Annotated in this window: 15 protein-coding genes; 3 read left to right on the plus strand and 12 right to left on the minus strand. The window is 55.8% G+C overall.

Features of this window, described 5'->3' with window-relative positions:
* Positions 1-130 precede the first annotated feature (130 nt).
* Positions 131-355, plus strand: coding sequence for a 50S ribosomal protein L31 (gene rpmE, locus ACOOFE_RS01875; protein WP_141184847.1), 225 nt, complete (start codon positions 131-133; stop codon positions 353-355).
* A gap of 134 nt (positions 356-489) precedes the next feature.
* Here the strand turns inward: rpmE and ACOOFE_RS01880 are convergent, their stop codons facing one another.
* Both ACOOFE_RS01880 and ACOOFE_RS01885 read right to left on the minus strand, forming a co-directional pair.
* Positions 490-1,032, minus strand: coding sequence for a DUF1465 family protein (locus tag ACOOFE_RS01880; RefSeq protein ID WP_420413402.1), 543 nt, complete (start codon positions 1,030-1,032; stop codon positions 490-492).
* Between the two features lie 407 nt (positions 1,033-1,439).
* On the minus strand, positions 1,440-1,637 hold the full coding sequence (locus ACOOFE_RS01885) for a DUF1192 domain-containing protein (protein WP_420413403.1): 198 nt from the start codon (positions 1,635-1,637) through the stop codon (positions 1,440-1,442).
* Positions 1,638-1,775: 138 nt separating this feature from the next.
* On the opposite strand from ACOOFE_RS01885, the gene ACOOFE_RS01890 reads away from it, so the two are divergent.
* Together ACOOFE_RS01890 and ACOOFE_RS01895 are read left to right on the plus strand one after the other, a co-directional pair.
* Complete coding sequence (locus ACOOFE_RS01890; RefSeq protein ID WP_420413404.1) at positions 1,776-2,780, plus strand: NAD(P)H-quinone oxidoreductase; 1,005 nt, start codon at positions 1,776-1,778, stop codon at positions 2,778-2,780.
* 154 nt (positions 2,781-2,934) lie between these two features.
* The gene (locus tag ACOOFE_RS01895) at positions 2,935-3,681 is read left to right on the plus strand and encodes a DUF1013 domain-containing protein (protein WP_420413405.1); all 747 of its coding nucleotides are present in this window, start codon (positions 2,935-2,937) and stop codon (positions 3,679-3,681) included.
* Positions 3,682-3,722: 41 nt separating this feature from the next.
* Here ACOOFE_RS01895 and ACOOFE_RS01900 read toward each other — a convergent pair whose 3' ends face one another.
* The 10 genes from ACOOFE_RS01900 to ACOOFE_RS01945 all read right to left on the minus strand — a co-directional run bounded on the left by ACOOFE_RS01900 (position 3,723) and on the right by ACOOFE_RS01945 (position 12,599).
* The gene (locus ACOOFE_RS01900; protein WP_420413406.1) at positions 3,723-3,977 is read right to left on the minus strand and encodes a DUF1272 domain-containing protein; all 255 of its coding nucleotides are present in this window, start codon (positions 3,975-3,977) and stop codon (positions 3,723-3,725) included.
* Between the two features lie 27 nt (positions 3,978-4,004).
* Positions 4,005-5,039 (minus strand): peptidoglycan -binding protein, encoded by a 1,035-nt coding sequence (locus ACOOFE_RS01905; protein WP_420413407.1) that lies wholly within the window; start codon positions 5,037-5,039, stop codon positions 4,005-4,007.
* A 5-nt stretch (positions 5,040-5,044) separates the two neighbouring features.
* Positions 5,045-6,034 carry a flagellar motor protein MotA gene (locus ACOOFE_RS01910; protein ID WP_420413408.1) on the minus strand — a complete coding sequence of 330 codons (990 nt, stop codon included), beginning with the start codon at positions 6,032-6,034 and terminating at the stop codon, positions 5,045-5,047.
* Between the two features lie 168 nt (positions 6,035-6,202).
* Positions 6,203-7,009, minus strand: coding sequence for an inositol monophosphatase family protein (locus ACOOFE_RS01915; RefSeq protein WP_420413409.1), 807 nt, complete (start codon positions 7,007-7,009; stop codon positions 6,203-6,205).
* Between the two features lie 65 nt (positions 7,010-7,074).
* Positions 7,075-7,638 carry an elongation factor P gene (gene efp, locus ACOOFE_RS01920; RefSeq protein WP_141184855.1) on the minus strand — a complete coding sequence of 188 codons (564 nt, stop codon included), beginning with the start codon at positions 7,636-7,638 and terminating at the stop codon, positions 7,075-7,077.
* 157 nt (positions 7,639-7,795) lie between these two features.
* Complete coding sequence (locus ACOOFE_RS01925) at positions 7,796-8,932, minus strand: tetratricopeptide repeat protein (protein WP_420413410.1); 1,137 nt, start codon at positions 8,930-8,932, stop codon at positions 7,796-7,798.
* A 7-nt stretch (positions 8,933-8,939) separates the two neighbouring features.
* A complete protein-coding gene (locus ACOOFE_RS01930) occupies positions 8,940-9,578 on the minus strand; it encodes a thiamine phosphate synthase (RefSeq protein WP_420413411.1) in 639 nt (212 codons plus the stop codon).
* 134 nt (positions 9,579-9,712) lie between these two features.
* Positions 9,713-10,780 carry a class II fructose-bisphosphate aldolase gene (gene fba, locus ACOOFE_RS01935; RefSeq protein WP_420413412.1) on the minus strand — a complete coding sequence of 356 codons (1,068 nt, stop codon included), beginning with the start codon at positions 10,778-10,780 and terminating at the stop codon, positions 9,713-9,715.
* 220 nt (positions 10,781-11,000) lie between these two features.
* Complete coding sequence (locus ACOOFE_RS01940) at positions 11,001-11,381, minus strand: VOC family protein (RefSeq protein ID WP_420413413.1); 381 nt, start codon at positions 11,379-11,381, stop codon at positions 11,001-11,003.
* Positions 11,382-11,405: 24 nt separating this feature from the next.
* Positions 11,406-12,599, minus strand: coding sequence for a phosphoglycerate kinase (locus ACOOFE_RS01945; RefSeq protein ID WP_420413414.1), 1,194 nt, complete (start codon positions 12,597-12,599; stop codon positions 11,406-11,408).

Here is a 12,599-nt window from a genome sequence, read left to right on the forward strand (position 1 = left end):
TGCGGCTTAGGGTATATCCCCGCCTCATGTTTCTAAGGGCGGCGTCCGCAACTGGATCGGCGGCCCTTTATCTCGTTTGCGTTCCATGGCGTTCTTTAAGATCGTGAAAGGACGCTGGAAAGGACCGGTCATGAAAGCGGATATCCATCCCGACTACCACACCATCAAGGTCGTAATGACCGATGGCACCGAATTCACCACCCGCTCCACCTATGGCGCGGAAGGCGACACCCTACAGCTCGACATCGACCCGACGTCTCACCCGGCTTGGACCGGCGGAAACGCACAGTTGATGGACCGCGGCGGCCGCGTGTCCCGTTTCAAGAACAAGTTTGCTGGTTTCCTGGGTTCATAAGTCCCAGCTTTCTAGACGACTGTTTAAAACCCGGCCTCAAGGCCGGGTTTTTTTGTACCTCACTGAATGCGGACACGAAAAAAGCCGCCCCGAAGGACGGCTTACAAGGGCAGTTTTTGTAAATGAGGTGAGGCTTAGCCGATCTTACCGAAAGCGGCGTGCAGCTGACTGATCTGCGAGGCCACCGGGTTGTCGTTGTTGGCTTCTTCTTGCGGGGCGTTGTCTTCCACACGGTACAGCATCTTATCGAGATGTACGACGCGCTCTTGCAAGCGGGTGGAGCGCTCAACAAGAGCGCGCAAGGTTTCCGGCAAATCATCCCAGGCCGGGCCGCCCATAGCGCTGCTCAACTTGTCCAAACGGACCTTGTTTTTGTCGCTGCCTGCCTGCTCGCGGGACATTTCGCCTTCGTTAACCGCACGCTGCAGCAGTAGCCAAGAGGCCAGCTGCATCAACCGTGTGGTCAGGCGCATGGATTCGGTTGCGTAGGCGAGAGATGCCGGGCGTGCCAATTGTTTGGCTTCCTCACGGCCATCGCCGTCCAGATAAAGAGCGGTTTCTTCGACCAGCGACATACCTTCCTGAAACAGGGTCTGGAAGCTATCCGAATTCGCCAAGTGGTGTGCGATATGCACTGCGCTTGAAGAAAGGTCCGCTTTTTTGAAATCTTCAGTCATGAGATTACTACGCCTCAGTTACATGTTCCGTCTGTGCCGCACCTTGTCCCATCGCCGGATGTGTCATCCCAGGTCAGGTGTTCCGTTTTGGAACGATGCGTGCCCTTGTCCCCTTTACTGAGCAATCTGCGTGCCAGCCGCAGCTGCCCAAGGGGCGTTAACCAGAACAAAGACAGCCTACTATGGCCGGTCGGCAAAAAAAAGAGCCGCTGGTGCGGCTCTAAGTCTTTAACAGGGAGGCGTCAAACAGAGTGGACAGTGGCCACTCCTATCCAGATGACTGGATGCCTATATTTATAATTTGGAAAGATTAATGAGTGGTAAATAAACAAAATTATAGCGAATGCGTTAAGGATAAAACTCTTTGTTTTTTAATAAACAAACGAAAAATGTAAGATATTACAAGGCTATTTCTGGAAGAATGCATCCGCGGCATTGCGAATATTGCTGCGTTGTTCAAGAGTGTTTTTGGTACGGTTAATCTCTTCGCTCAGTGCTTCGATCCGATCCCGAAGTTCATCCTCTGACAGTCTGGTGAGATCCTCTCCAACCGTGATCGGAGCGCTTTCAGGTTTTTTGGGGATATCATCATCAAAGAGGCTCATCTCAGATCTCCACTACCATCAGACATTTGGCTGCCTTGCCGATTGGGAATTGATGCTAATAGTCTCAATCACCATTTACCATAGAAATGGGACAGGCGCTGTGAATCGTCCCAATATGAACCACAAGGATGGCCTACAATGCAAAATCTGCCGGGCACAATGTCAGTCGTTGCGATTTCCCAACCAGGCGGCCCGGAGGTTCTCGTTGTGGAACAGCGGCCGCTTCCGGATCTCAACGACGGAGAAATTCTGATTCGTGTCGAGGCAGCGGGTGTAAACCGCCCTGATGTACTTCAGCGTATGGGGGCCTATCCGCCGCCAAAGGGTGCGTCTGATTTACCTGGACTGGAAGTTGCCGGTGAAGTGGTGGCCCTGGCGGATGGTGCGGGTGGCCATGCGATTGGCGATAAGGTGACCGCACTTTGCCCCGGCGGCGGGTATGCCGAATATTGCAAGGTGCCTGCCGGGCACGCTCTGCCTGTGCCTTCCGGCCTTTCAGCGATTGAAGCTGCTTCGTTACCAGAGACGTTCTTTACGGTTTGGACGAATGTCTTTGACCGCTGCGGGCTCAAAGAGGGAGAGCGGTTTTTGGTGCATGGTGGCACGTCTGGGATCGGCACATGTGCAATCCAGTTGGCCAAGGCATTTGGTGCGGAGGTGTTCACGACTGTCGGCTCCGATGAAAAAGCGGAAGCTGTCAAAGCGCTCGGGGCGGACCATGCGATCAATTACCGGGATGTGGCGTTCGAGAAAGTTGTACTGGAGCTGTCCGGCGGCAAAGGGGCCGATGTCATTCTTGATATGGTGGGCGGCGACTATGTGGAGCGCAATTGGAAAGCGGCTGCCGTTGAAGGCCGGATATGCCAAATCGCCACGCTGAACGGTGTCTCCCACGATGTGAATTTCTCCCGTCTCATGGTGAAACGTCTCACCCATACGGGCACGACGCTGCGGCCGCGTGACAATGCTTTCAAGACTGCGATCGCAGATAACTTGAAATCCAAAGTCTGGCCGTTGATCGAATCGGGAAAGATCAAACCTGTGGTCGATTCCACTTATCCGCTGGCCGAGGCCGCCGAAGCGCATAAACGCATGGAAAGCTCTGGCCATATCGGAAAAATTGTTCTGACATTCGGGAGTTAAGGTGGTTTGCCGGCTGGCTGTGTGCGGTCTTTGCGGACATGATTTGCGTTTCCGCCGCGTTCGGCATATATTCCCGGCAACTCCCATGATTTTGTAATGGAACACCGCTTTTCCGACCTGCCGGCCGGGGGAGCAGACAAGAGGAATTTGACCGATGGCGAATACGCCGCTTATGCCGAAGGCAACCGCCGTCTGGCTCGTGGACAACACTGCGTTGAGCTTCACGCAGATCGCGACGTTCTGCAAGCTGCATCCGCTTGAAGTGAAGGCCATTGCAGATGGTGAAGCCGCGCAGGGCATCAAGGGTCTCGACCCAATCCTGACCGGTCAGCTGACCCGTGAGGAAGTGGAGAAGGCGCAGAACGATCCAAACTACCAGCTGAAGCTGCAGGGTTCCAAAGTTGTTGTGCCAGAAACCAAACGTAAGGGCCCGCGTTACACTCCGGTGTCCCGCCGCCAGGACCGTCCGAATGCAATCCTCTGGCTGGTGCGTAACCACCCGGAACTCAAAGACGCGCAGATCATGCGCCTTGTTGGCACGACCAAGCCGACCATTGCCGCCATCCGTGAACGCACGCACTGGAACTCCGCCAACCTGACACCGTCCGACCCGGTGACGCTCGGCCTTTGCAGCCAGCTGGAACTCGACATCGAAGTTGAAAAGGCAGCCAAGAACGCACCGCAGCCAATGGTCGGTGAGCCGGTTGAAACGTTGATGCCGGTCGAAGACACCACCAGTGAAGACGCCATCGCAGCGGCCTTCTCGCTGGATCCGAATACGGCTCCGAAGCGTGAGGAAGAAGAAGAGATCGATGTCGACGCGGTCTTTGCGAACCTGTCTTCACCAAAGAGTGAAGATGATGACACGGATGAGGACGGCGAGAGCGACATAAAGCTCTAAGCCCTCAGAAATGAAAATACTCCAAAAAGCCGCCGGTTGTTTCAGCCGGCGGCTTTTTGCTGGCAGCCTTCTGGTTTGAAGATGCGTTTTGAGGAGGCTGGAAATCTGGCCAGTGCAGCTGCCGGACGAATCGGCCTGGGTTGAAGATTGCCGCCGCAGTTTGGGCATACCCCTTTCAGGGTGTTTTCTACGCAATCACAGCAATACGTACATTCAAACGTGCAGATCATAGCTTCCGCAGAATCTGGCGGCAGATCCTTGTTGCAGCATTCACAATTCGGGCGAAGCTCCAGCATCACCTGTACCTCAGCGTTTCAAATGGGCTAGCGTTCGGTCAGTTTCAATTCGATGCGCCGGTTCTTGGCAAGCGCTTCCGGGGTTTCGCCCTCTTCCAAAGGCTGGAATTCACCAAAGCCGGCTGCAACAAGGCGTTTGGGATCGACGCCCTTCTCAATCAGATACCGGACAACCGAAATCGCACGGGCAGCGGAGAGTTCCCAGTTGTTGCGCAGCCGGCCGGTGCCTGACAGCGGACGGGCATCGGTGTGACCGTCGACACGTAGGACCCAGTTGATCTCGTCCGGGATTTGCCCGCTCAATTCGATGATGGCTTCTGCCAATTTGTCGAGTTCGGTCCGGCCTTCCGGATTGATGTCTTCAGAACCTGAATCAAACAGAACTTCCGATTGAAAGACAAAGCGGTCGCCGACTACGGAGATGTCGGAGCGCTGAGAAAGGATTTCCCGCAAGCGGCCGAAGAAGTCCGAGCGATAGCGGGAGAGTTCCTGTACCCGCTGGACCAAGGCAGCGTTCAGTCGCTTGCCGAGGCTGGCGATCTTGGCCTGGCTTTGCGCTTCTTTCGCCTCCGAGGCTTCCAGCGCTGCGTTTGCCGCAGCGATCTGGCGGCGCAGGGCTGCTATCTGCTGGTTGAGCAGCTCGACTTGAGCCAAGGCTTCTTGGCTGACTTGCCGTTCGTCATCAAGAAGGGTTTCCAGCCGAGCGGCTCGGCCACCTGCGGCCTCTGCATCGCCTGAGCTGCTTTCCAGAAGACCCAACAAGCGGCTCTGTTCAGCTTCAGCACTGCTTAGGCTGGCCTGAAGTCCAAGAATTGTGTCTTCCAGTTCGCCGGATGACGCCCGCTCGAGTGCCAGCAACTCGGTGAGTTCGCTGATTTGAGCATTGAGCCGGTTGAGGACTGTGTCCCTGCCGGAAAGCTGCTGCGATAAGAAGAATTGCGCGATCATAAAGATCGAGAGCAGAAAGATAATGACCAACAGCAACGTGGCCATGGCATCAACGAAGCCGGGCCAATAATCCGTTGTTTGGGCGCGGCGGCGCGATCTGAGGCTGCCAGCCATGCCGGTTACTCCTTGGCCCGGTCAAAGGCAGCGGAAATGGAGGACAGAAGGCCTTCGATCCGCTTTTGCTGTTCACCTTGGGATTCAGCCCAGTCCCGCATCATCTGCTGTTCGGAGCGCACATGTTTGACGAGGCCCTGAATGCCTTCTGCAAGGTTCGCCATGGCTTGGGCTGCGTTTTTGCTGCCGCCTTCCTCAACACTTTTTTGCAAGGCTGATATTGATGCCTGGATGTGTTCCACGCCAGGGGAATCGCTCGAAGCAAAACCGCCGTCCTCCGGATCGATATCGGTGACCGTCGACAGCCAGTCTTCCAGTTCAGTGTAGAAGCGATTCTGAGCCTGTCCGGCTTGCAGGTCCAGGAAGCCTAAAACCAGGGAGCCGGTGAGACCGAAAAGGGAGGATGAGAAAGCTGTGCCCATGCCGGAGAGCGGTGCCTCGAGCCCGGCTTTCAGGTCTTCAAAGATAACGTTGGCATCACCTGAACCGACATCCAATGACTGAATGGTCGCGCCGACGGAGCTGACGGTCTGCAAAAGACCCCAGAACGTTCCGAGCAGTCCGAGAAACACCAGTAGTCCGGTGAGATAACGGGATATCTCCCGGGATTCCTCCAGGCGCATGCCGATGGAATCGAGAATGGACCGGGCTGTGGTTGGCGTTAGCGCCATGTCACCAGCCTTATTGCCCAAGAGCGCGGCCATAGGTGCTAGCAAGACCGGTGAGCGTGTATCCAGTGCGGGGTCGCCGATGCGGAAGCTGTTGACCCAGGAGATTTCCGGAAACAGCCGGATGACCCGGCCAAATAGAAGAAGGATGCCAAAGCCGCCGACAAAGACGATCAGGCCATTCAGACCCGGGTTGCTCATGAAGGCGACTGATATCTGTGGAAACAGGATGAAGGCTATGAACGCGACGATCACCAGGAAGATGATCATGAAGGTCAGATAGGCCCTCGGACTGGACAGGCTATAAGGATCAAATTCACGTGCCATGTTTGCTGTCAATCACCTGTTTGCAGAGGTCATTGATTGATAGCGTGATTTTTAACTGGTTGGAAACCTTGAATCGGCGCCGCAGCCCCAATTAAATTTGGATAGCGGAAAAACCGGCAGGTTCTCAAAAGCTGCCGGTTGAAGCTTTTCACCCAAAAATGGAGAAGATCAGCCCTGTTGTGGGGCTTCTGCTTTTTTCAGCAGACGCAGCAAATGCTTGTGGGCATCTTCATTGCCAACAACCACATCACCGCTCTCGAGCATTTTGTTCTTGCCGTTCAGATCGCTGGCAAACCCACCTGCTTCGCGGACCATCAGGAGGCCGGCTGCAATATCCCAGGAGTTCAGATTGCGTTCCCAGTAGCCATCGAGGCGGCCAGAAGCGGTCCAAGCAAGATCCAGCGCAGCAGCACCGGCGCGGCGGATGCCGGCAACTTCCGGCATGATGTGGCGCAGTTCACGCAAAGTCCGACCGTGGTCACCGTGGCCAATAAATGGCAACCCGGTGCCAAACACCATTTCCGGCAGCTCCCTCCGGCCTGCAACACGCAGGCGGCGGTCATTCAGAAAGGCACCACGGCCGCGCTCAGCTGTGTAGAGCTCATCCATCACCGGATTGTAAATGACACCAGCAACGATTTCGCCGTTCCGCTCAAGCGCAATCGATGTTGCAAAGATCGGAATGCCATGCAGGAAATTGGTTGTACCGTCGAGCGGATCAATGTGCCAGCGGTGTTGGCCGTCGGTTCCTTCAACAACACCGCTTTCTTCCATCACCAAGCCGAAGGTCGGCCGGGCTTTGGTCAGTTCTGCGCGCACAATTTCCTCAGCCTTGCGATCTGCTGCGGACACAAAGTCACCAGGCCCTTTTCGGGAAACCTGAAGATTTTCAACTTCACCAAAATCGCGGACCAGGCTGCGGCCAGCCTTAGTCGCGGCTTGAACCATCACGTTGAGGAGTGCTGTGCGGGCCATGTTGTTTCACTTGTTGTTGGGCGCAGCCGAACATGACTGCGCCAAATGTTCTGACAGGTCAGAAATCAGTCTGCGCGCTTGACGTATTCAAGCGTGCCGGTGTCGACAATGATCTTTTCACCTGCCGTGATGAACGGCGGTACCATGACACGGACACCGTTTTCCATCAGCGCAGGCTTGTAGGATGAAGACTGCGTCTGACCTTTGACAACGGCATCAGCTTCGGAGATTTCCAAAGTGACGTGCTGTGGCAATGTGATGCCAATCGGGCGTTCTTCATGCAGTTCTACTGTCACCATCATGCCGTCTTGCAGGAAGGCTGCACGGTCGCCGACGAATTCAGCCTGCAGTTCCAGCTGCTCATAGGTTTCGGTATCCATGAAGATCAGCATGTCGTCCTGGGTATAAAGGTATTGAAAATCCTTTTGTTCCAAGCGGACCCGCTCGACCTTGTCTTCAGAACGGAAGCGTTCATTCAGCTTGCGCCCGTCGATAAGGTTCTTCATTTCGACCTGGGCGAAAGCACCGCCCTTGCCTGGCTTGACGTGCTGGACCTTGACTACTGCCCACAGAGTGTCCTGATGCTGAAGCACGTTGCCCGGCTTGATTTCGTTACCGTTGATTTTCATGGAACGACCGATATTTGACTTGTTTGGATCTGAAACAGCGCAGGGACCGGCTCAAGCGGCCGCGCCAATAATGGTTTGCGCCTGTCCACCATAAATACTCGAGGGATTCAAGGAAAAAAGCGCTTCACCGGTACAATCCTTGCTCCAATTGCAAGGATTACGGAGAGCTGAGGATCGAATCGTCCGAAGGTGCCATCAAGGTTGCCGAGTATCGCTCGGCCAGCTTGCGGGCTTCCGCTAACGTCTCGTCATCAAGTGTTCCGAAAATACCGTCGAGCGTCGGATCGGAGACCCCCAATGTTCGGGCGATGAGGTGCCAGCCGGCTGCCGCAGCGTTGTCGTGGTCTCGTCCACGGCCATAGGCATAGATGCGGGCGAGCCGGTTCATTGCCACAGGATTTCCGGCCGTTGCGGCCCGTTCGAACCAGTCCGCGGCTTCGCTTTCATCCGGGTCAACTCCGCGGCCTTGGAACCGCAGAATGCCATAATAAACTTGCGCGAACGTGTGACCCCGCCGGGCCGCGCGCCCCATCCAGAAGGCGCCTTTCCCAGGTTCGTTTAAACCGCTTCCGGCTTCCAGGTAAGAAAGGGCGAGAGTGTATTGCGCTTCCGGATCGTTCAGCTTGGCGGCTTCCTCCAAAAGAGACCGCGCCTTGTTTTCATCGTAGGGCCGGCCTTCACCCTCTTGGTAGAGGATCGCAAGATTATACAGTGCTGAAGCGTTGCCTGCGTCCGCGGCTTGTTCAAAGAGGTCCGCCGCTTTGGCCTTGTCTTGCTTAACCTTATCTCCGAGCAAATAGAGTTGAGCCAATTGCAGCGCGGCGCCATTGTCCCCTTGAGCAGCGGCCAGGCCATACCAGTCTGCCGCTTTGACCTTGTCTTGATGGATGCCAAGCCCGGCTTCATGCAGAACGCCCAGCAGTGCTTGGGCGGCTTTGTCGCCATTTTCTGCTAGCGGTGTCGCAATACCAAGCGCGGTTAAGTACCAGCCGCGCTGGAAGGCGCTATATGCCGTTTTGGCCGATGCACTCTCACCGTCTGCAAGTTGCGGTGGCCCCGCATCCAGCAAACTCTCGACAGATTTGTTTTGTGTCGTGACGTCAATGGAGACCGGAAGCTTCGAGGAACCAACGGATTCGTCTCGAGGTGTTGCAGCCTCAGTCTTTTCTTGCGCCAAGGCCAAAGGGGCGAGCGGCATTGCTGTCAGCACTGCAGTTACCCCGAGAAAGGCCGCACGCCGGAGAACGAGCCGGTTCCTCAGATTTGCAAGCGGTATTGGTGTGCGGCCGGTCATCTGGCTGTCACTCAACCTCCGGGAAAGGATGAGCTTCCAATACCTGGTTGGCATCGGTGACTGTCTTGGTGATGTCTGCAGACGTCCAGATTGCATCTTTGAGTGCGACGAAGTCCGCCCCGGTTGCTGCGACCTCTTCCAGGGTTTCGATTGTATTGCCGGCCAATGCCACGCAGGGCGTTTCAAACAATTCCGCCCACCAGCTTGCACCGGTCATGGTTTTGGCATGGGCGGTGTTTTTTTCTTCCAAGTCCAACTTGCCAAAGAACAGGTAATCAACACCGGATTCGGCCCATTCCATTGCATCGTGTTTGGTCTTGGTGCCGCCGGTGCCAACGACCCGATCTGGCTGAAAACTCTCGACCGCGAGTTTGACGTCTTCAAGAGACGTATCGATGTGCACCCCATCAGCGCCGCTGCGGCCGGCGGCTTGCGTATCACCATAAACAAGCGCAGCAGCGCCGCCGCCCTGGATAACTGGTACCAGGGCTTCGGCAGCCGCCTGGATATCCTTGGTGGAAGCGTCCGGCATATAGATCAGGACACACGCGATATCACCGCCGGAAAATGCCTGTTTGAGCTGATCGGCCAATGTGGCTGGATCAAACACTGGGGGCGTCACAAGAAAAAGGCGGGGTCGGTTCACGAATACGAATCCTGTTGAAGTGCAGTCAGGGCGGCGTCCGGATGCCGTTTGTTGTCCCTAAAGACGGCGAAAGAGGGACGCAAGGCCCCTCTTTCAAGAAATTGATCTGAACTGCAAGCAGGCTGAGATCTAATTTAGGCGATTTTCGGATCCAGGCTGCCATCCTGATAGCGGGCGGCCATATCCGATAGCGTGGTGATTTTTTTGATTTTTGACGCCTGTCCAGCCGTGTTGAAGGCTTCCAAGCGTGCCACACACAGCTTCTGCATAGCTTCGCGGGCCGGCTTCAGGTACTTGCGCGGATCGAATTCACCCGGGTTTTCCTGAAGGATCTTGCGGATCTGACCGGTCATGGCCATCCGGTTGTCGGTGTCGATGTTGACCTTGCGCACACCGTTCTTGATGCCGCGCTGGATTTCTTCCACCGGAACACCCCAAGTCTGCGGCATTTCCCCGCCGTACTGGTTGATGATGTCCTGAAGATCCTGCGGCACTGACGAGGAGCCGTGCATGACCAGGTGGGTTTCCGGCAGGCGGCGGTGGATCTCTTCGATCACGTGCATGGCCAGAATGTCGCCGTCCGGTTTGCGGGTGAACTTGTAAGCGCCGTGAGAGGTGCCCATGGCGATGGCCAACGCATCAACCTTGGTTTCCTTGACGAATTTCACCGCTTCTGCTGGGTCGGTCAGAAGCTGCTCTTCGGTCAGTTTGCCTTCCGCGCCGTGGCCGTCTTCCTTGTCGCCCATGCCGGTTTCCAGAGAACCAAGAACACCAAGTTCGCCTTCAACGGAGATGCCACCAAGGTGGGCCATGTCGGTCACGGTTTTCGTGATGCCAACATTATAGTCCCAGGACGCCGGAGTTTTGCCATCTGCTTCCAGGGAGCCGTCCATCATCACAGAAGTGAAACCGGCCTGGATCGCGGTCATGCAGGTCTGGGCCGCGTTGCCGTGGTCCAGGTGAACGCAAACCGGAATGTGCGGATAAATCTCGATCACCGCATCCATCATGTGCTTGAGCATGACGTCATGGGCGTAGGCACGGGCTCCGCGGGAAGCTTGAATGATCACCGGCGAATCAGTCTGGTCGGCTGCAGCCATGATGGCCAGCGCCTGTTCCATGTTGTTGATGTTGAAAGCCGGTACGCCGTAATCGTGTTCGGCAGCGTGATCAAGCAGCTGGCGGAGGGTAATGCGAGCCATTTATATCTCCCAAGATCCGGTATCGTGATGGCGCCGATTAAACAGCTGTTTCACGCTCCGGGTGTTGCGGTGCGTCAATCTCTGGTGGTTCTACCAAGTTTCCCGCAGAGGGAAAGAGGGCAGAGCATCCTTAAATCAATTTAAATTCAAGGCGTCAGCGGTTTTCTTCTAAGTTGTAATTAATTTGCTGGGCGAATTAATTTGGGTGTCCGCCGTTCAATCAGTTGTCTGTCCGGATGAGCGAACTCACATCAACTGTGGTGCCTGCAGGATCGCTCAAAAGCATCCGGCGCTGTCCATACGGCATATCACGCGGCGCTTCGATGATGTCGGCACCCAGCCTGCGCGCTCTGTTGTAGACCGCGTCGCAATCGTCAACGACAAACGTAAGGATGATGCCTGAAGGGCGGTGCCGAACTGTCTCCGGCACGATCTCATGGTCTTTCAGGAGAATTCCGAGTTCAAACCCGGATTGGTCTGGGTCTTCGAGGTTTGCAAACCAGTCAGATGAAAACTTGGCCGTCAAACCCAAGAGCTCTTGATAAAAGGCCGCGGTAACCGCGACCTCCTCTGTCAGGATGTTTGTGAAAGCACGTTGCATTTTCACCTCCCGCGGCGCTGAAAATCAGCTCTCCAGCGCCTTGACCCCCGGCAACTCCTTGCCTTCCAGCCACTCCAGGAACGCACCGCCTGCGGTGGAGACATAAGAGAAGTCTCCCGCTGCGCCTGCATGGTTCAGGGCGGCCACCGTGTCTCCGCCGCCGGCAACGGAGTTGAGCTTGCCAGCTTTGGTGTTGCTAGCTGCATGTTTGGCTGCGGCCACAGTGGCAATGTCGAATGGTGCGATTTCAAAGGCACCGAGCGGGCCGTTCCAGACCAGGGTCTTGGCAGCATCGATTTTGGCTTTTACGACGTCAATGGAAGCTGCGCCAACGTCCAGGATCATGCCATCGGACGGGATTGCGTCCAGACCAACGGTGTCGTTGTCAGCGCCAGCCTTGAATTCTTTCGCAACCACCGCATCAGCCGGCAGGACGATCTCGCAATTTGCGGTGTCTGCAGCAGCCATAATTTTCTTGGCCGTATCCGCCAGATCACGCTCACACAAAGATTTGCCAACATCAGTTCCTTTGGCTGCCAGGAATGTGTTGGCCATGCCGCCGCCGATCACCAGCATGTCGACCTTGGAGACAAGGTTTTCCAGAAGATCGATCTTGGAAGACACTTTAGCGCCGCCGACAACGGCTAGCACGGGACGCTCCGGTTCGCCAAGCGCTGAGCCAAGGGCTTCCAACTCTGCTTGCATGGTCCGGCCAGCATAGGCGGGCAGCAAGCGGGCAATGCCTTCGGTGGAGCCATGGGCGCGGTGGGCTGCAGAAAACGCATCATTGACAAAGATGTCGCCATTGGCAGCAAGCGCTTTTGCAAACTCCGGATCGTTCTTCTCTTCGCCTTTGTGGAAGCGGGTGTTTTCCATCAAGAGGACTTGGCCGTTCTGCATGACAGCCACGGCTCCAGCAGCAGCTGTGCCAATACAGTCGTTGGCAAATCCGACTGTTTTTCCAAGCAGATTGGATACCGCTTGGCTTACGGGTGCCAGGGACATGCTGTCGACTTTTTCGCCTTTTGGGCGGCCGAAATGCGCTAGTAGAATGACCTTGGCCCCCTTGTCGGAGAGCTCTTTGATCGTTGGAAGAACCCGTTCAATACGAGTGGTGTCGGTGACCTTGCCGCCGTCCATAGGAACGTTCAGATCAACGCGGACAAGCGCGCGTTTTCCAGTCAGATCAGAGATGTCGTCGAGTGTTTTGAAAGCCAT

Source organism: Roseibium sp. (assembly GCF_965216085.1).
Classification (GTDB): Bacteria; Pseudomonadota; Alphaproteobacteria; order Rhizobiales; family Stappiaceae; genus Roseibium.